A 20,690-nucleotide genomic window follows, 5' to 3' on the forward strand; every position below is an offset into this window, starting at 1 on the left:
TGTAATGGAAGGCTACGTGGTTGATGCCGTTCCATCTTATAATAGCGTTGAGCTAGTTTTAGATAACTTCAGAAGGGTTAAGGTGAAAACAACTTTCCCGATTTATGTTATGACTGATAATCCCGAGAGGATAACTGAACATCCATCGGTAATAAGTTATGAGGAAGAGATTTGGAGGGATTTGAGTGGTAAGGAAGTAAAGTTATATAGGTTTGAGTTAACTGACCTGAACGCTTATTATTACATAAGAAAGAGGGTTAAAACAGTAAATGAATTGCCAACGGTCATGTCTCAAGTTCTGAATAGACTTAACGCTTTACCCTTTAGGAAAGTTAGCATAAGTAAGAGAGGGATTGAGTTAATACAAGACGACTTGTCCTTTCCTGACATAATTTACGCTAGTGTTATAACTAAAGACTGGTATGGTAAATCCTTTTACGGTAAAAAATACGTTGCTAACGTGAATGGTAAGACGTTTGAAGGAAAGGTGGATGAATTGGACTTAACGGTAGACGTTGCGGAATGTTATGGAATAGCTTGTAAAAGTGTTAAGGCTTCAGTCCTAATAACGAGTAAGAGAGCTCCTGTTTCAGTAAAGGGATTAATAGAGTGGTCTTTACTTAGTAAGACTTTAATAAGGGAATTGAAAGATGCAACAATAGGCAAAGCTTTAACTACTAATGAAACCTGGGTAGCGTTTAAGAGAAGGATTATAATTCCTAACGTAGTTCCCAGGGTGGAAAAGGTAAGGACTATAGAGGAGTTGAAGAGTGTTGATAAAGGTGGTTTAATTCTATTCCCTAAAATCGGTTGTTATAATAACGTTTCTCAACTGGACTTTTCTTCAATGTACCCCTCGCTTATAGTTAAGTATAATATTTCAGCTGAAACTGTTGATAAGTGTAATGATGTATTGACCGAGATTGGGCATAGTATCTGTTTGAAGGAAAAGGGAATAGTGCCAGAGGCTTTGGAATGGTTAATAAAGAGAAAAGAGGAGTTGAAGAGAATAGATGAGGAGAGAGCAGAGGCTGTAAAGTGGATTTTAGTAGCTTCCTTTGGTTACTTAGGCTATAGGAATTCAAAGTTCGGTAAGATAGAGGCTTACGAATTAGTGACTTACTTCGCTAGGAAGACGTTAAGAAAGGCTATTGAATTAGCTAAGGAGTATGACTTAGAGGTACTTCACGGGATAATAGATTCGTTAATAGTTAGAGGGGATAAGGTAGAGGATTATATGAAGAGAGTTGAGGAAGTCACCGGGCTTAAGATGAAGAGGGATGATATGAATTGGGTCATTTTCTTTCAGAACAGAAAGGGAATGTCTTACCCAATGAGATACTTAGGTAAGCTAAAGAAGGGGGAGATGAAGGTTAAGGGGATGATAAGGGAGAACATGCCAAACGTAATAAAGGATTTTTTGAGAGATGCTGTTGAAGTTTTATCTAAAGCTGATACTTGCGAGGAAATAGATGTTAGTAAATTAATTGCTTTACGCGACGAGTATAGGAAGAGAATAGCATTAAGTAGGGATCCGACTGATTACGTCTTATGGGTTAAGGATAATCCATTAGTTAGAGGAGTTAGGGGATTCTATGACGCTAGGAGAGGTTATATGGGAAGAGACGTTGATTACTATTTAAACTACTTAGATAGAGTTTACCATGATTTATTGGGTGGTATTATTGGCATTAATGACTGGATTCCAAATTATTGATAGGATAATTGAGAAGGACGAGATAGTGGAGTTTTACTCCATTGACGAGAGGTTATTATATAACTTTTATCACAGGGTAATTGTACTCTCCTCTCCAGTGAACGTAATAATTATAGGAGAGAGGGGAGGGATTGACCCATTGCTGATTGAAAGGTTTAGGAGAATATTTGAGAAGAGTGATGAGATATTCATTAGGAGAGCCTTTAAGGTTGAGGATGTTAGACCAACTGTTGAGGCTATGGGAAAGGGGGACCTGATATTGATTAATCCTTACCATCATGGTAAAAATTACACTGAGATAGTAGGTGCTATAAGGAGAAAGGCGTTTAATAGAGAGGAGAAAATTTTCATATTCAGTAACGTGGATAGAAGAGTTAAAGGGTCTACATTTGGTCTTCACTCTGCTAACTCTGTTATCGAATTAAAATCCACTAAAAGAGGTTTTATTGCTAAGATAGTCAAGAGCGTTATCGCTAAAGAAGTTGAGATACCTTATGGTTTTTGGGATATTTATGGTAAATATGATGATGGTTTAATGAAATGGCTATTATAAAATAAAAATCACTTAAGCCGTCAGGATTTGGTCCTCCTCATTTCGTAATCATATTCAAGGTGGCTTTTTTCAGCTTTTATTTTAAAAAATTAATGGTAAAAACTGTCTATATCGAGCTTAATCATGGTTAGGGATTCGCTAAAAAGGTTTTTCTCCACAGCATTAAATTAAATAGTTACACGGTAACGAAGGGAATAATTCTGAAATCTTTTCGAAAATACCTCTCAGCTGGGACGGACTGCATCACACATCATCGACTACACAGTTCATCATCTATAAGCGTTTAAAAGAGCAAAAATATAAAAGCTATCCCTAAATAACTTAGAATAACGTGAAAATCTTATAACTTATACTTAGTAAAATTTTTATTATTACACCGCCCATTCAAACTAAAATTTTTATATGGCTCGCCTTGATGAAATAGACTAGATAAAAGTTTTATTCCAATTAGCTTAGAAAGTATTGAAACCAAACTTTAGCGAATATAACTATTATTGTGATAGAACCAAAAATGTATAAAAAATTTATATACTATTAAACTTAGTAGAACTTATGCTTGAGGACTACTGGTATCCTATTGGCTTCACAGGATTAAAAGTTAAAGAAGTAAATCTCTTGTGCAGAGAAATAATAGTATGGAGAGTAAACGATAATTACGTTGCCTTTCAGAATAGATGCCCTCATAGAAACGCTAAATTATCAATGGGTAAAATATTGGATGATAGAATAAAGTGTCCTTATCACGGTTGGGAGTTTGATTCCAATGGAAGGCTAATCTATATTCCGTCGTATGAATCTCCAGGGAACGTGGTACTAAGGAAATACAACGTTAAGGAAAAGTATGGAATAGTATGGATTTCATTAAATAATCGCAATGATATTCCAGAATTCCCAGAATATTATAATCCAACTTTTAAAAAAGTGAGAATAGGTCCATTTACTTTTAACGCTAATCCATTTAGGGTAATGGATAACTTGCTAGACGTATCCCATTTCCCCTTTGTCCATGAGGGAATCCTAGCTGATCCAAAATATACTAGGGTTGACAATTATGAAGTAATTATTGAGGAGGAAGAAATAATAGCTAAAGGCATTAGAGTTTATGAACCAATTTCTGAGTCTTTCGTAAATTATACTTTTAAGGTCCTTAGTCCCCTAACATTATACTATAGAAAAGATTATGAAGATAATAAGGCGCTCTCCACATATATAAGTATATTTCCGGAGAGTAAAGATAAGAGTGTAGTTTACGGGATAATGGCGTTTAACCATGACATGCCAGAGGAAAAGGTCTTAGAACTACAAAATGAAATAATGGAACAAGAGAAAGCGTTATTAGAGTCATTGCCGAATGAGTTCTACCTAGATGAGGAACTTCACGTTGTAGCCGATAAGCTATCCCTAGTTTATAGGGATTGGCTGAAGAAGAGGGTTGGAAGGAGAAGCGACTTAGGTCTGATTTAACTTCCAATGTATTTGGGATATTTAAGCAATTAGAATGAAAAAGCAATTAGAATGAAAAAAACTAAAAAATCTTTCTAAAAATTATTATTTTTCATTATTGTTAGTTAAGGGTATTAGTTTATACTCACCATGTATGATAGCCAATTTATACATATCAACGTCATCTCTCATGTTAGCCATTTCTAAAACGTTCTTCTCCTTAAACGCTAATATAAGGACGTATCTTATCCTATTTTTGTTGACGCTAGCTGGTATGAATCTTATGAATTCGTTGTAGCTTTTTATTATGAATATTAGCTCTATGTGATCCTTGAACTCAATGTAATAATCCGCTTTTAAGCTATCGCCTAGAACGTAATCTTTTTTAGCATCTAGCACTTCACTCATTTTATCTATATTAGTTACTATGTTGTATAAATAAGTAGTTAAGATCTTATCCTTAACTTCCTCATTTTCAATTAATGATCCACAGTTATAACAAAATAATCTACCCCTTTTGTTTATCGTTCCACACTCCTTACATTTTACGCCAACTTCTATTTGCCTCTCCATTTTTCTCACCTAGTTAACCATGACGTTACTTCTTTGTAAGTTAACATAGCATATAGATAAGTAGGGAAAATGATGAAAAGTCCTATCATAGGAATTAAAATATAGTCTAAAATGTTTAATGATAGATTGCGAATTTCACTATATTTGATTCCTAAACTAGTAATACTTACGTTGAAAGTTATTACAGACCCTACAATGAATACTGCCAACGAATATATGATTAGAGGAACATTGATTAACAACGTACTATTAACCAACTCTCCTATCTCATTAACGATCTGTACGTTCATTACCAATGTTTGTATTATAGAAATTAGTAATGATAGTGGAGCAAAGAGGTAAGTAATCATCTGAAATCTATACCTTCTACTTGCCTTAAAGAATAACCCGGATTTAATATCTTTTAGAAAATATAAGTAACCTGATCTAGCCCACCTTAGTTGCTGTAGTATGAACCTATATAAAGTTGGTTGAGCAGCTGACTTGGCTAACGCTGTTGACTGATAAACCGTTTTATATCCCATAATATTAGCTAAGTAAGTCAAAGCTCTATCATCCCCTACCAATATCTTTCTTTTACCCCATCTATCAATTAAGAAATCCTTTACTATACTTACCAAAAAACTCCTCCGATAAGCTGCTAATTTACCATCAATTACTATTAAGTTCTTATCTAACATTTTGCAAACGATATCCCTACTAAGTTCAATCACTTGACCAAAAACATATGCCAACTTACTTCCAGTTTTAAATAAAAACGGGTGCCCCTGAACTCCAACAACTAAGGGATCTTTAAATGGCTTTATTATTTCATCAATAGCCCCTTTTTCTAAAATAGTGTCACTATCAAGCTGGATTATAATATCTCCCTTAGCCATCAACCATCCCATCGCTAAGGAGCCCCTTTTACCTAACCTCCTATGAGATAAGTCTATCCCCTTTATGTTATACTTTTTTACTAGATTCTTAACTTCAGGTCTATCATCTTCATATAGTAGTATTACCTCATCCGGGTTATTCTCTTTTGCGCTTTTTATACATTTCTCTAATGTCTCTATATCCTCCTTATACTCTGGTATAACTACACTTACCTTGACTTCTTCTCTTTTAAGACCATCACTATATGGCTTATATTGTCTCGCATATATCCCCCTGACGAGAGATGCACCTATTAAGAATATTAGAAAGTTTATTGGCCAGTATAGGAACTTACCTGTTAGGAACATGTACAGCATTTCTAATAGCTCAAATATCATTAACTGAAGAGTAAAGTTTCTGCATTTAAAAGTTTTTTGGATTTATGTAAATAGATATGATGGTAAATGATTTTAATACGACATATACTAAGAATATACAATTATCTATCACTCAATTAAGTTTGATATATATGATACTTCACTAAACTATGTATTTTGTTTCATTAAAAATAAGGTTATTTTTAAAATAGTTTACTAAAAGTAGCATTGACTACAACTACATAACAAACCATTAGTAGTAGATAGAATTTCAAAAAATTTATACGTTTCGACCTAGAGAAAGTTATTCATTTGAGACTACAATAAAGCTTAATTTATAAATGAAAACTTCGCCTTTTAAGGCGGAAGTCAGATCATTTTCGGTATTTTCTTTTAAGCTTCTCATTAAAAGTGAATAATTTTAAATTCAGCCTTTTGGCAGCTTAAATTATCATGAAATCTTTGAAGTCATCATACCTTCTAGGATTGTTATTTACCGCGTAATATACATCTTTAAGCCTGTTTTCCACAACTTCTATTTTAGGATCTTCAAGTATCTTCTCCATAACCCTTTTGACTTTGATATTATTCTTTCTGACCTCCTCCATGCCCTAAAGGGTGAGGCTTTCCCTACTTTGTAATAGATTTAATGTTTAGAAATTTTGTTATATTTAATATAATATTCTGACATTATGAAATAATAATAGCGCCATAGGAAATCTCATTCCTTATGCTGTCGAAATCTAGCTCTATATAAATTAGTTTTCTATTCTATGGGGCGAAAGATGAGCATTCTTGCCTTTTATCAATTAACTTTAAATACCAAAACTAGAAACTCAGAGATAAGCTGATAATATGAATAGTAAAATCTACTTAACAATAGTATTAGTTATCACTATAATTGGTATGCTATTCTCTCCTATTATGACTAGTACATACACCAGTGCTAAACCAGTATACGTGTATGTGAGCGGTAATTGGAGTACTCCTCCATCAAACGATACAGCAAGCGTTAATGTCAGTGTTAGATATTTTACAACCGTACCAGTATTATATGCTATACTTCACTTATATTTACCTGAGGGAATTTTTAATTCTACTGGAGGGAATGAAATAATTCAAGAATATTTACCATCTTCTCCTCAAGGGAATAATCATTTTAACTTTAACATCACGATAGGTAATCATATATCATCTAGTAAGTTATATTTTCAAGGGTTCATAAACTGGAGTGTTGTACTTGATAACATGACGCAATACTACGTCACACCAATAAATTTCACTCTTCCCTTTTATGGTCAACTAGACTTCTCTGTAACTCCCTTACAGAGGTCTTTGTCAGTAGGGGAAAATACGGTAACGTTAATAATTAACAAAAGCCAAGTACCAATATATAATTTATCTTTGATGGTTAACTCAGCTAAGGTGACCGTTAATAATAATGAAGCAAACGTAAGCTTGTTTGTATCCTCCTATTACTACCTTTCGTTTTATCCTTTGACAATAAAGGCCTACTATTTAACTCCTTACGGTAATATAGTTTACTCAAAAACGATTTACCTTTTTGTAAATCAGACTAGAAACTACAACATTACTTATGACGTTGTGTCCTCACCTAATCCATCATATTTAATTCCAGGTAAGAATTTAATTATGATATCTCTTAATAATACGTTCGGAGTTACCTTTTATAGAAGTTACGTCACACTCATGATAAATAACGGGACTTATACAAGTAAACTAGTGGAGTACTTAAATCAATGGGAACCTAATCAGACGATTAATTTATACACACTAGTATACTCATCACATCCTATTTCGATTGAAGCCTTCGTATCTAACATCTCTGAAAACATCACTGAGTTAGATAAAATTATAATTCCTGTGAAAAACCTTGATCCTATACAAGTGTATTATTATCATGGCAATTTAACTGTAATAAATAACCTTAAAGTTCCAATAGATAATCTAACAATTTATGGAATTACATTTAATCAAATTCCGCCTAATGGTAAAGTTACAACTATGATAAGTAACCCTTATCCTCTTGTTAATATAACATATTATGTTAATAACTACCAATTTATGAAGAGTTTGATCATAAATGTTAGCCAATCTTTGAACGTTTCATATACGTTTATAAACGGTCAACTTGAGCTAGTCCTATATAATTCCTATCTATACCCAATCACTAACGTATATGTTGTGTCTAATCAATTAAATCCTCACACGTATTATTTAACCTCACTTGGGGAAAATGCGTCAACCATAATAAGTTTTCAACCATTGTCTGGCAACATCTCGTTAAAACTCTACTACTACGTTAATGGAACAGAATACGTGAAATCAATTAAATTATCTCTAGGCAACATTAATCCAGATTTAGCATTAGAGAAGTATCAAATAGTTGAAGATGGTAATGCGTTTATTATAGTCCTTTATGTTAAAAATATAGGAAACATCAGTGCTTATAATAGCTATATACTAGTCTCCTCGAGCTCAATTAGTTATGTCAGCCCAAGCATGATTAACTTAGGTCAACTAAGTCCAAACGAGGAAGTAATAAGCTATTCCCAATTCTCTAGCAACAGTATTAAGTTCAAGATCACAGTAACTTTACTTTACAGCAACGGAACTAGCGTCATGCAAAAGAATTATACAATTAATGTAATAAACAACAATACTAGCCCCATTATAAAGTATATTAGCTTGGGACTGAACTATTTGGGATATAGTGTTTATCACGTTCCAGTTATATTTATAGTAGGTATAGTGATATTATTGGCAATAGTTCTATTTCCTAGAAATAGAAGTTAATCTAATAAAAATCTAATTTTTTCCATTTTGATGTTATACGAAAGTATAATTACTATTAGAGCTATCATGTTACTTGATAATGAATTCAATTATCTTTTCTCCTTATTACCCTTTAACAATTCTATGCAGTCCATCAAATAACTTGCCTCTAAAGGACTTAATTTATCCAATCTCTGAATTAACTTCATACAATATTCCGTGTTTTTTACCTCAACCATTAATTATATAATAGTTCATCCTACGATTAAAACATTTCTTTATACGCCTTGACCTCAATATAAAAAATTATGAGGGGTTTTTTGGGTTTTCTTAAAAATGGACTCACTTGTGAAACTTTAAGCTTTGTTCGATTTTCTGGAAATTCTAGACGAATTACCACTTTTATCCTACCTAAATTAGAACAGCAATTATCTTTTTATAGTCACGAATGATATTATATATTAGCTTATTCTGAGCTGTCAATTACATAAATTAAATATACGATCTATGAAGTTCAATGTTATTATAATTTATATTCTTTCGTAGATTTTTCAAGGTTAATGTGTCTCGGAAATGCAATAAGTTGTAACTCATAAATTAGAAAATCTTAATAACTCGTTCGAGCAACTCTTTAGAAAAAACTGAATTAGAAAAGTGTTAAAAATATTCCTCGATGTAAAGCTGCTTAAAGAATAAATTTACTATTAAGGAGGATACCAGATTATATTATAATTCATTCCTACTGTTGGCTCAAATAACTCAAGAACAAGTTTATCCTGCTTCTTGTCAAAGTTATGATAACAGTCGACTTTTACTTTATCCATAGGTTGGTCCGAATGAAGGTACAAGAAGCTAGCTATCTCCGTAAATTCATACTTAAATCCCTTAGGAAAAGTCATCTCTATTAAGGCTCTTAAGGTAGGTCCTCTTATCATTAACCCCTCTGAGCTAAAGGGTGCACCATATCTCTTTATAGCTTCATCTTTCGTTAAAGCATAATGATTTTTAATTTTTAATCTATATCCGAATGAGATGAATTCCCCTACCTCTAAGGGTGGGTCAAAAATTGCCTTCAATTCCATAACTTCTGGGTTAATTTTGATTCTTTTGATTACAACTTTTCTATCCGAGAAGTTCCTTATTATTTCATTTTTGATATAGGCTCTAAGATAATCCAATTGTTTCACTGAAGGCCATTTACCCTTCTTCCCCCAGATCTTTAGGAAGAGGTTCAATTCTTTCACCGGTCTTAATGCTATTCCATTATATATAGTCTCTGATAGTCTTGTCCCAGAAGGATACATATAAGTATATTTTGAGATCATAAGATACATTAAGTCAAAATCACCAATCACTGTACTTCCACCTTCTTCCCTCAAAACTTTTAGCTTTTTCAATCTTCTAACTAGATCACTTTGCCAATTCAAAGGACTTCCTTTATTTACCTTAATAATTATGTCCATATAGTCTCTTGCTTCATCTACTAAGTCTTTCGCCTCATTCAAGGAACCTAAGTAACAATATTCCGTTTTTTTAGTATAGGGATTGTAATGACTCAAATAAAGATACTCCTTGTTATTTATAACTCTCCTTATCACGGAAGTACCGATTTTACCGCATCTACTGCATACTGTCATTCTATCTCTCAGTTCCATGAAACAAAGTATGGTCATGGTAACTTTAAATTATAATATAGCAAATTCATGTATTACTATATATATGTCAGATCGTTATTTTTCTATAAAATTAAGAGAATAAAAGAGGAATATTTTGATTCAGTGTAGGGAATTTCAGAAGTTAAAACACTAGTAGCTTATACAATCAGTAACAATCTTATAAAATATTCAATCTTATTTTCCATCTTTTTTAATATACTTTGATATTTTAGTTTTATTGTACAATTAACTGTCTGATTCCTTTATTTTTCCAGATAAAGTGAAAACACTATAATTTAATTATCTAGGAGGGGTATATAAATATTTTATTGAAAGATAGCTTGTTGCGTAAACAGCGATTTCATTGTGAATGTAGTTTAGTGAAGCCTATAAAATTTTTTATCTTAGATCATGCGTGTGTGGACAACAATTTCATCCACCCCATATTCCAACTTATGCTAATGGATTTCGAGTAAATTGTGTTGTGGAAGAATATTTTTAGCCATCTCGTTATTGTGTCCCCTGTTGAGTTCCATGTGGAGTCCATGCTTGCTTAAGCTTCTGAACACGAGCAAATGATCCCCACGCTTAATATTAACCTTGACCTCGTAATTAACATTAGCCAATTTGTGAAGAGTAATGTAGCGTGAGGTAATAAAGTCCTTCAGCCTAGCAAGTAAAAGGCCAATACAATCTCGTCCAAGGAATGAAACCTAGGCTTAAAAGGACAATTTGGGAAATCAAACCTATTCTCGCCATAATAAATATCTCCAAAAATACTTTCCCGAAATAAAGAAAATTCAATTTATATCAATCAAATTGTTGTCAACACACAAATTTGTTGACCCGTATTAAGAGTATTATACAAGTGGATATTTAAATAATAGTCAGATAAGGGAACATATTCTCAGTTTGGATGAGAAAAACTTTAAGGAAACTGAGATACAATCGAAAGAGAATTAAGTGACGACTACCACGTACTAGCTTGATAAACTGTAATACAATGAGACTCGTTAAGAGGGGAACGAAGGAAAAATAACTCAAGCTATACGCTATTAAAATAGAACTATAATCCATTATAATCATAATAAGTTGAAAACACTTAAATGGGAAAAATCATTTTCTCTTCGAGAGTAAAATAATTATTGCACTAATGGTAACTAATGCAACTATACTTATAAAAACGATATTGTAAGGCAATGACTTAGAGCCAAGGGTGCTAGACTTAGTTTGAGTTGTTAAACTTCTGGATTGAGAAGTTACGGAAGAGGTGTTGATGTTTTTTTGAGTATTTGTTTGAGTAGTAGAACTGTTCTTCTGATAATTTCCTTGTGTGTATACTGTTTCTCGCATATAGACGTAAGCGTACGCTATTTCCCCTTTTTCGTTTACCCCATATAAGGAGACGCTTAAAGTCATGTTTCCACTTATGTTAAATTTTATTGGGAGCTCCATCAGCTTACTTCCATTCTGACTTAAAGTGAAATTATACTCAGTTCCATTAACTATGTATTTTCCGTCCACGGTCATCGATATAGTCAGTTTTACGTTCTCTGACGCATTACCTAAATTCTTTGCTATTATCCGTAGAGTATAAGTACTACCTTGTATCAGCCTCTTTACTACAGAACCATTAGATAAGAAGGATATGTTAAGTATAGGCCTAAAGAGTTGAGGAGTGAATAATACCCTTATTGTGGAGTTATTATCAAGCTTTATATAACCTTTCTGGACTTGAGGAGTGTAACCAACTGTATAGTTAATACTATAGCTTACGTTTGATATTAAATAGTAATAATCTCCCTTTGTAACGTAGAATGTGATAGAAGAGGAGTTGCTGGCCTTAGTAGTACCATTGAGGGTAACTGACCACGTGGAGTTTTGCGGAAGACCTTGTTCAACAAAGGTCAAGGAATAGATCAGAGGCATAAAGCTAATATTTACGTAGGAGGAGACCAAAGTGTCATTAACCTCTATCTCATAACTGCCGTATGGAAAAGTGCTGTTCGGAGATGACGGGAATGAAATTAAAGTAGTATTGTAAAGTCCAGAGGAAGACGTATTAACTAACTTCTCAACTACCTTTTCACCGTGTGGGTTAAACAACTTTATATCAACTTCTGAGTCTGGTATAGCTTTTCCGCTTAACAACAATTTCTCACCTGGGTTGAACACATATGCATTTAATTTAATGGTGGGAACCACATTTAATGGTATGTACATCTGTTGGTTATACGTTGTTTGTGTCCCTCCTAAATACAATGTACTTGCGTAGATCATAACCCCATATACCCCATTACCGTTTTTATCTGTTAATGAAAGGGGTGGAATAGACAAAGTTGTTGTAGAGTTTTCACGCAGTCTTAACGAGATTTGCTTAAGAATTATACCATTTGAGTTGATAAAGGCTATGGAAACGTAGGTCCTAGTCAGAGAGTGAAGGCTCAAAGTTCCATTAATTACTCTTACCTTAACTAATGTTGGACCATAATTACTACCTCCAATACTTGGTATATAACCCGGGGCTTGATATGTACCATATAAAGGATAATATCCCTCTGCAGGAGTAGAGACTACAGCAGACAGACCGTCTTGGATTAACAATGAATCGTTGGGTATACTACTGTTTTGCAAATGTCCCTCAATGCCCCAGAAAGGTATGGAACTCGCTGAAGTTGCGTTGCCATTCCACCAATTCTCACCAATCCCATTCACTATGAAATATAATCCATTTGGCTTAATCCAAGTACCATTAACCTTAAAGAGCATCATAATGGGAACCTCGACCAGGTTGGTTATATTGTAGCTGGCTGAAAAAGCAGTTAACGTCTCTATACCAAAGTCCTCACCACCGTTAGCATAAGTAGTCCCAGTGTGTATGTAACCTGGTAGACCGGGTTCAACAATTGGGGTACCATTAACCAAGAAAGCCCAATCCCCATTACCTACGTAAACCATAGTAAAGTTGTAAATAACGCCAGAGACTAGTGGGTAGTTAAAGTCTGTCCCACCAGGGCTACCGAAATAGTTGGAAAATATGCCCCAGCCCGCGTGAGATACGTTGTCGTAGCTTTCAGACCAATCATTAAAGCCAACTTGTGCCCACCAGAAGTTTGTGGAATTATAGAATCCCTCCCCTATCCAAATAGCTAAAGGAGTTGGTGCGGTATAGTTTGGAGCCTTTAGAATAAGTGACATCCCAGTGTTATTTGGAGGATTTGAAGATGGTCCTATATTCACTGCAAATTGGGGAGGTAATGTTATTAAGGAAGCTGTAAAGTTAGTGATAGGGGCGTTGTAAAGATTGTAAGCGAAGAGCGCTATAGTAGATCCGGGGTTATCAAGAATTATCCTCAACTCCTGCCCATTCGAAACAAAGTCTACATAACTATAGCTTAACGCCCTTGATGTTGCCACATAGTTGAAAGGGGGTCCTTCTATAGTCCCGTTGTATATAAGCTTTGACCCTTGATATATGGTAATGTTTAACGTACCATTGTAAACTCTAAACTTAGCCCTAACGTACCATTAGGTACAGGCTGGAGTATCTGGGTAGATTTATTTGGTAGAACCCCCCTATAAGGGGAGTAAAATATCGAGATTGGATAACCCTTACCTGGTTTCGCCCCTTTCTGTATCACAGGTGGAGAAGACTTACATGTTGGAGTATAGTAGGGTGATAAGAGGGTAACTGTGACCGAGGCTGAGGCGTTAAGCCCATTAGACTGATGGGCAATGACCACTATATGATACGTACCATACTTTGAATATATGTGAGAGGCCGGAAACCAACTTGTAGTAATATTTCCATCACCCCATGACCACGTGATTGAGGTTATTGTACAACTGTTTCCTCCCGGTAATGCTACTCCGTTTATGGTTACTTCAGTTCCGTTAATTTCAGGCTCTCCTAGGGATATGGTTGGTGGGGAACAATTACCTTGTGATTCAGAGATTAAAGAAAATAGCGATAACATTAGAATTAAAAGTATGAGAAGTATAGGGATTTTTTTCAAACTCTCACAAATTTAAAAACTCATTATTGTATTTAAACTTTATTGGAAAAATGCCCTTATGTGGATACGGTGCAGTTGTGTCAAAGTACATTTTGACTAATAGACGGATTTTAGGGATTTTAATCCCCTCATATCCCTTCCGATGGATTACTTTAATTCATTTGAGTGGTCTTTGTTAGTGTGAAAGCTATACGATACTCCATATATTCCATAATCAACGTATTGCATTACTATCTCAAAGTGGTTGTTACTTTGGTTTAAGGAATATGATCTCAAGATAGGTGCTCGAACTACTATGTTGTCGTTAACATACATGTATCTTTCCATATTTATGGACTCTATTTTCATATTATACGGTAAAAAGACCTTAATTTCATATTTTAAAGTAGGTGCATATATCCAAGAGTAACTTTCATGTACTTCATTATCCCCTTCTTTTTCTAGCTTATTCCATATATAGTATCCAAATTTTACTACCTCACCTACTGAGGCTGAGCCAAGATTAACTTCTCCATTGATTAAATTAGATAATCTCTTCACTGAGACCTTTGCAGAGATATCATTAGGTTTCATTAATTTATCAGACGTGAGTATCTCTGCTTTTCTCTTTTTAATTTTCACCACGCCTTTATTTGGAGTATAATGAAGAAATGAAATTTTTTCACAATCCTCATCCATTATCATGGTTAACAAAGATATTGACTCCGTATACATCAATTCTTTTTTAGACTCATGGACTTTTATGAGGTCTGAGTACTTGAGTATTATAAACTTATATGATACGTTCATGAAATAACTTCCTTTATCCTTGCTAACTATGCCTTGATTTATAAAGTAGTGTAACAACTCATTACTAAGCGTGAGCTTATTTTTTCTAACAGTTTTATTTTTGAAAAAATATGATAAGTTTTTTATTAGATTCTGATTTATTTTATCTGCCATGTTACCAACTCTGTAAGGTCATTGAGTAATCGGTTTTCTTTCGTAGACATATATATATATTCCTAGTATTAAATTAATTAAGTAAATTACTTTAATAATATTAATTACGTAAGTAGGAGGTCCAAATGCGATACTTGTGACTATAAAGAGTGCGGCGTAAAATATTACTATCCCTTCGCCTATTATACTATAATCTGGTCTATTACTAAATGTAAGACTGAAGAGAACTAACCCTATTATAAAGATACCCAATCCAAAGATGAGGAGATGCAGACTAATAGAGATCCATAAAATTGACCCAATTAAAGTTAAGAAAATACCTAGTCCCCCAGCAGTTGTAGGCTTACTCAAATCATTTTTAGGAGTTTTTTCAGGTTTAGGGATAGGCTGAGTACCAGTGATAGGGGATGTATTATTATATTCTCCTTGATTAGCCCCCTGAGGTTTTTCCGTTTTCATTTTTTGTTGATTTTTAGTTTTTTCTGGTGCCTTCTCCTCAAACCAGATTAGATCAACAGAGGCTAAAGTATTCAAGTAGAACATCGTCATTCTTATAGCTAAATTATCATCACTAATACCAAAACTTTTCTTAACATTATTTACAACGTCAACTACCGAATCCCCATCTTTAATAACACTCCACATTTGATATATTGGAGGTAAAGTTCTCACTACTCTAGTATCACTCTCGAAGTCATATTGCTCTGAATTTTTTATCATCGAGATATTTACTTCTCTCTTCCTAACTACCTTAGATGAGATAGTTGTATAATCCAGTTTTTCAGGATTAGGTGGCTCCCCCTTTACCACTTTAATTAACATAGTTGATAATCTATCAATAATCTTATCATCCCTTAACTTATTAATAACATCATTTAGGTTTACTAGATCGTTTATTAAGGTCGTATAATCTCTAATGTTCTCCAGCCTGTCTAAAAGCTTAACCGTATCACTGTATTCTGGATATCCTGCTAAGTATATCATCATCGCTTTGGAGGATAAAATTTTCTTAAACATCTTCACTATGTCCTCTGTTGTATATTTAGTTTCCATAGAGAGTAAAACGTAATTATATAAGCTGCTAATTGCTCCAGCTACAGTGGTCTCGTTTGTATAAACCTGCCTTGAAATATCATTTAGAATCTGAGTACGATCATAAATTTCCCAGCAACTTAAGCTCTTGATACGTTGACTTCCCGTTCCTATTCCTAAAATGGAGGAGCTTATTCTCAATCTATCCTCATAAGGTATCTTCAATATTAAATCCTTAACTAGCTTTGTATCATTATTATACAAATCTAAGGCATCCACGATACTAAAGAAGATAAAAAAGAGTAAATCTGCCATATAAGCTTGGAGTAAACTTAGTTGTCCTCCATTAGTTAGAATACTCTCTAGCTTCTTAATATCCTTATTTTGTAAAACATTTATTAGAGTGTTTACTGTAGTAGTTAGTGCAGATCGAAAGTCTGTATACGATATAGCGTTAAAAGTGTTTTGAGGGATAAGGTTTAAGAAATCGCTCGTATGATCCTTAATATAATACAATATTTTTCGAGTAGAATCCCATAAATATTGCTCGAGTTTGCTCAGGTGTTCAACAGAATCCCTATTTGCGTTAACTTCTACCGGAAAGAACCCTAGATAGATACACATGTCACATAAGAACCTTGCCACATCTCTCAATATTCGAGCAGAATCCCTAAGTGATTGTATTGAACCTGGGTTCAATAAAACTTCGTTTACCGTTCTTATGGCATCTCCTATATCCCCAAACCGATTATTATAGTTTACCTTCTCTGCGTAGTACTGGAAAAAATCCCTTGAAACCTTGTTGACTGCGTTGTAGGAATACCTTATTTTAGCCACATAATAAGCAAATGAAAGAAGTCTTGAGGGAAAATTGTAATCCGCGTTATTGTATGGATCTGTATAAAGTTGAGTGCAGTCTTTATTCAAAACTATAGGGAACTTTGATTGGTTATAGTAACCTACAATTGTAGAGCATTCCTCACTTAACTTTCTCTCTAAGTCAGCAGCGAGACTTTGGGAAGTTTTTTCCAAAGCTCTAATATCGAATCTGTCAGATAACACCCTCTCCAATGTTCTTAGACCTCCACGTCTAGTTGTTAATTGTTTAGCTATGCTCAACATTAGTTGGTACTCGGTGATCACATTAAATAACTTTTCTTGATCATTAATAAATTCTCTATATTCTGAGAAATTTTTAACAAAATCATTAAGCCCTTTTAAAATAAAAAAACCCCTTTCTGCTCCACTTTTTTTAAAATATTCCAGTAAAAGCGATTCTGGATCCCTTTCTGGCATATCTCTCTCACCCTCTTATTCTCATCCCTTGAGTCTCTTCCCTAAAATTATTTAGGACATTGAAAAGATCATCACAACTCCTGCTTAACCTATCTACGTAATTTATCAAGTTTTGAGCTATATTAGATAGGTAGTAGTCTGTAGTTTTCTTTTTGAGTTCATTCAACTTAGTTATGTAGTCTTTAGCGTATTTCTGTCTAATATCCTCTAATAACTGTAACGTATCAAACGTGAGTTTGTTTATATCTTCGATTGCCCTATTAACATTTTGATTGTTCACAGTTTCATTTTTCTCTCTTATATTGTTGAATATTTCAGCTGAAGGTAGTTTAACATTAGAGACTCTGTCAATAGCACTCCTTATTTTCGGAAGATCTATGTTAGTTGAACCATTTTCCAGGCTTCTTATAGCGTTGCTTAGCTCTAGCATTATATTCCTCAAGTCATTGTTGATACTCTTAATGCCACTATAAACGTATGACAAATCAATGATTCCCCATATATCTATATAGTATAACGTGGGGTCAAAGTTACTCCAAAAATCAGCTATTTTTCTCACCGCTTCTGATTGTATCGTATTGCCAATTCCGATATTGGTTATATTCTCAAATGCTTCTAAGTCGTCATAGAAGAGAGTATGATGAAATATCATCTCTTCAGGTCTGTTGTCTTTCATTTCCTTATAGGATCTTTCTAGATAAGTTAAGTCTCTTAGAATTGGTTGTTCCTTACTGCTTATTTTCCACACGTATATGCCATTTATTATGTGATATGTAGATATATCAAACCTCTTGTATTGTATGTACCCTTTTTTGAACGTAGGATTAATGGCCTTACTTTGCAATCCATCTCTTATCGCTCTGTCATTCGGGAACTCATTTACTAATATGTTTTCATCGGACGAAGTGGTTACCATAAGGGCGGTAACTAATGGTGGAGATGAAACTACATCTTGACCTCTGTCATCTTGACCTCTGACGTTTCTAATTAGACTGGGATTATGCTCTGAAATGAAATTCTTAGCATCTGTAGTAACGTTTAACGGAAGGTTTATCCTCGTATAATCAATGTTTAACATTGTTAGACCAATTTCACCTAGGGGAGACCTGAGATGTGATAGAGCCCTACTGAACTCATCCCTTCTTTGGGATAAAACTTCATAGAGGAAAGTTCTCTCGAGTGGATAGTTAAAGTTTTCTAAATTTGGTACTCCAAATACGTACTGTATAGAGGATGCAGGAGGATTCTTTAGGAACACCTCCTCAGATTTCACTGTAGAGTTAAACTCATTAATTCTTCTCTCTATCGTGTTTTTGTTTGGACCTTCTTCTGTAGAGCTCATTAATCTATTATACGGAGTTTCTAAGTTACTAGGACCATAACTACCTCCCTCTTCTATTGAAGCCCTCCATAGGAGGAGATCTTTATGCATATTACTTGTTATTGAACTCCATTTCCTATAGACCTTAGTAATTAGCGAGTTAAGGTCTTCTATCAGCGTATTAATCTCATTTTCTAAGTTTGAAGTATTAGCCTTATATTTGGATATATCATCACGGATCTCAGCCAAGAGCCTAGTTAATCTTGTGTATCGGTCATTTATCTCATTTGAGATACGTATCCCAATATTCTTATACCACGATACTCTAGATGCAGGAAAATATATATCATATCTACTAAATGTTAAGAACGAATTGGGTGCTAAATTTACGTTTGTCCTAATATCATCTAAATCAAAAGTATCCGTGTAACCGGCTCCTCCAGGTTGAATATTGATGTTATTGGGCCTTGCCTCCCTCACACCAGACGTACCTATATCAGACAAAAATCTAGCTAACCCTATTCTTATATTCTCGTCAACATCCTTCTCTGGTCTGTCCCTGCTAATTAAGAAAAATGCTAAAAACGGATTCGTAACATTATTCTCCTCATCAGCCCTGGCCCCACCATTGCTTAATATAAATTGCATCTCTTTCATAGCTGCCATTGCATTTATGTGGAATATAGCTCCCTCTTCAGATCTAGGTAGTACACCAAATCCCAACACGTAAGGGTCGTTTACTCGAGTCGTCTCTCTTAATTTCTCTAACAAATCTCTAGTGAAATGTATGAAAGAGCCCGATCCTGTACCTCCCCCCAGAGAAGTTAACACTATTAAAAGTACTCTCGGAGTCATAGTCCTATTTATAAGAGCTGTTAACCTCATAGCGATATCTTGCATTAAAGCATCCTTAACTGTATTATACATGGCGAAACCTACAGCTCTCCTGTTTCCCGCCCCTTGAATGTAGCTTAGACTGAACCCTGCCAACCAAGGATTATGATTTACTATGTTATTCGCAGAAAGTAGCTCAAAGTTATCGAACGTGTATAGAAGGTTTTCTACGACAGTCCCTTTATATGCGTTCCTAAGGTCTGATATATTAGCTTGGTTAGTGTCAAAAGCTACAAAAAGGAAAGGATTATCTGTATTTTCCCTAATAGATCCTTGAGACAACAAGTAGTCTATAAAACCCCTAAGTAAAGCAGTCCCTACACCTCCTAGTCCCACTACGACATAATTTATGTTTGGTCTGACCACATCTGGCATTTCAGGCTTATTATCTAAAGAGGTAATGATTAGATCGGGATTCCTTAAAGCTGTGTTATATAGCTCTGTTGCCTTATTAATGTTATCGATTACTTCCTTTATCTCATTCTGAGAAGTATTAAGTTTAGAGTTTATTTCCTGATAGGCTTGTTGAACCGATGTAATCTTTAAAGATATCTCCTGGTATCGCTTACTTAGATTATTAAAATTATGATATTTCCTAAGATACATCAACACGGGAATAATTCCTAAAATTACTAATGCAATGAAAATAGCCATGTAAAGTAAAGAGTAGAATCCTTTATTCGATTCATAAGCGTTATTAATTATGTTATAGAGAGGAGGAATTATGAGAGGAGAGTTTGCAATAGAATATGCCAGCGAAATTATTAGATTAATTATCGTTATCACTTGTTCCCTCGTGGTAAGCTCCTCTGTAAGTAGCCATAACACAACATATTCCACTATCATTAATATTGCAATAGTAAATCCAATAATAGATAGACCAACCGGATTAAACAATGTACTCAGCACTAACATTACTTCTAAATTCCCAAATATACCAATACTCATGTGTACACACCCCCTTTTATTTAAGAATTATATGAGAACCGTAATATAAATATAGCTTTCATAAAAGAGTTCCAAATTACGTAAAATTGGAACTAAATTATCGTCTAAGATTTACTTCGGAGTTACTTTAGTGGCAATGTATATCTTTAATATTACTGTGCTTATAGTTACCTAAATAAAACTTACCTAATAACCTTAAATGATATTTACTTAAAACTAAATTAATGATGTTTAGATTTCATTCATATATTTGAAGATTGTTGAACTGC

General features: G+C 34.1%; 14 protein-coding genes. 4 read left to right on the top strand and 10 right to left on the bottom strand.

The features are described 5' to 3' along the window. The first annotated feature begins 4 nt into the window (after positions 1-4). The 3 genes from BFU36_RS13105 (at position 5) to BFU36_RS13115 (ending at position 3,734) form a co-directional block, all read left to right on the top strand. Entirely contained in the window at positions 5-1,717 is a 1,713-nt protein-coding gene (locus tag BFU36_RS13105) for a DNA polymerase domain-containing protein (RefSeq protein ID WP_069284437.1), read from the top strand. Continuing rightward, complete coding sequence (locus BFU36_RS13110; protein WP_231961311.1) at positions 1,695-2,270, top strand: hypothetical protein; 576 nt, start codon at positions 1,695-1,697, stop codon at positions 2,268-2,270. Before BFU36_RS13105 ends, BFU36_RS13110 begins: the two co-directional genes overlap by 23 nt. Positions 2,271-2,822: 552 nt before the next feature. Continuing rightward, the gene (locus BFU36_RS13115; RefSeq protein WP_069284438.1) at positions 2,823-3,734 is read left to right on the top strand and encodes an aromatic ring-hydroxylating dioxygenase subunit alpha; all 912 of its coding nucleotides are present in this window, start codon (positions 2,823-2,825) and stop codon (positions 3,732-3,734) included. A gap of 84 nt (positions 3,735-3,818) precedes the next feature. Here the strand turns inward: BFU36_RS13115 and BFU36_RS13120 are convergent, their stop codons facing one another. The 3 genes from BFU36_RS13120 to BFU36_RS14130 form a co-directional block, all read right to left on the bottom strand. Next, positions 3,819-4,286, bottom strand: a complete 468-nt coding sequence (locus BFU36_RS13120; protein WP_143577137.1) for a hypothetical protein — start codon at positions 4,284-4,286, stop codon at positions 3,819-3,821. Positions 4,287-4,291: 5 nt separating this feature from the next. Further along, positions 4,292-5,542 (bottom strand): glycosyltransferase, encoded by a 1,251-nt coding sequence (locus BFU36_RS13125; RefSeq protein WP_069284440.1) that lies wholly within the window; start codon positions 5,540-5,542, stop codon positions 4,292-4,294. A gap of 422 nt (positions 5,543-5,964) precedes the next feature. Beyond that, complete coding sequence (locus tag BFU36_RS14130) at positions 5,965-6,129, bottom strand: hypothetical protein (RefSeq protein ID WP_197490535.1); 165 nt, start codon at positions 6,127-6,129, stop codon at positions 5,965-5,967. A 247-nt stretch (positions 6,130-6,376) separates the two neighbouring features. On the opposite strand from BFU36_RS14130, the gene BFU36_RS13130 reads away from it, so the two are divergent. Beyond that, positions 6,377-8,338: a hypothetical protein gene (locus BFU36_RS13130; RefSeq protein WP_069284441.1), complete on the top strand. Its 1,962-nt coding sequence runs from the start codon at positions 6,377-6,379 to the stop codon at positions 8,336-8,338. A gap of 89 nt (positions 8,339-8,427) precedes the next feature. Here BFU36_RS13130 and BFU36_RS14425 read toward each other — a convergent pair whose 3' ends face one another. From BFU36_RS14425 to BFU36_RS13155, 7 genes are all read right to left on the bottom strand, one after another. Next, positions 8,428-8,556, bottom strand: coding sequence for a hypothetical protein (locus BFU36_RS14425; protein ID WP_257784674.1), 129 nt, complete (start codon positions 8,554-8,556; stop codon positions 8,428-8,430). Between the two features lie 465 nt (positions 8,557-9,021). After that, positions 9,022-9,972 (bottom strand): hypothetical protein, encoded by a 951-nt coding sequence (locus BFU36_RS13135; RefSeq protein WP_069284442.1) that lies wholly within the window; start codon positions 9,970-9,972, stop codon positions 9,022-9,024. A gap of 1,116 nt (positions 9,973-11,088) precedes the next feature. After that, positions 11,089-13,389 carry a hypothetical protein gene (locus tag BFU36_RS13140; RefSeq protein WP_231961167.1) on the bottom strand — a complete coding sequence of 767 codons (2,301 nt, stop codon included), beginning with the start codon at positions 13,387-13,389 and terminating at the stop codon, positions 11,089-11,091. A 68-nt stretch (positions 13,390-13,457) separates the two neighbouring features. Beyond that, positions 13,458-13,988, bottom strand: coding sequence for a PKD domain-containing protein (locus BFU36_RS14355; RefSeq protein WP_231961168.1), 531 nt, complete (start codon positions 13,986-13,988; stop codon positions 13,458-13,460). A 147-nt stretch (positions 13,989-14,135) separates the two neighbouring features. Further along, entirely contained in the window at positions 14,136-14,930 is a 795-nt protein-coding gene (locus tag BFU36_RS13145) for a hypothetical protein (RefSeq protein ID WP_069284443.1), read from the bottom strand. Positions 14,931-14,948: 18 nt separating this feature from the next. Further along, positions 14,949-17,258, bottom strand: a complete 2,310-nt coding sequence (locus BFU36_RS13150) for a hypothetical protein (RefSeq protein WP_069284444.1) — start codon at positions 17,256-17,258, stop codon at positions 14,949-14,951. A 7-nt stretch (positions 17,259-17,265) separates the two neighbouring features. After that, positions 17,266-20,421 carry a tubulin-like doman-containing protein gene (locus tag BFU36_RS13155; RefSeq protein WP_069284445.1) on the bottom strand — a complete coding sequence of 1,052 codons (3,156 nt, stop codon included), beginning with the start codon at positions 20,419-20,421 and terminating at the stop codon, positions 17,266-17,268. Positions 20,422-20,690: the final 269 nt, after the last annotated feature.

Source organism: Sulfolobus sp. A20 (genome assembly GCF_001719125.1).
In the GTDB taxonomy this organism is placed as follows: domain Archaea; phylum Thermoproteota; class Thermoprotei_A; order Sulfolobales; family Sulfolobaceae; genus Saccharolobus.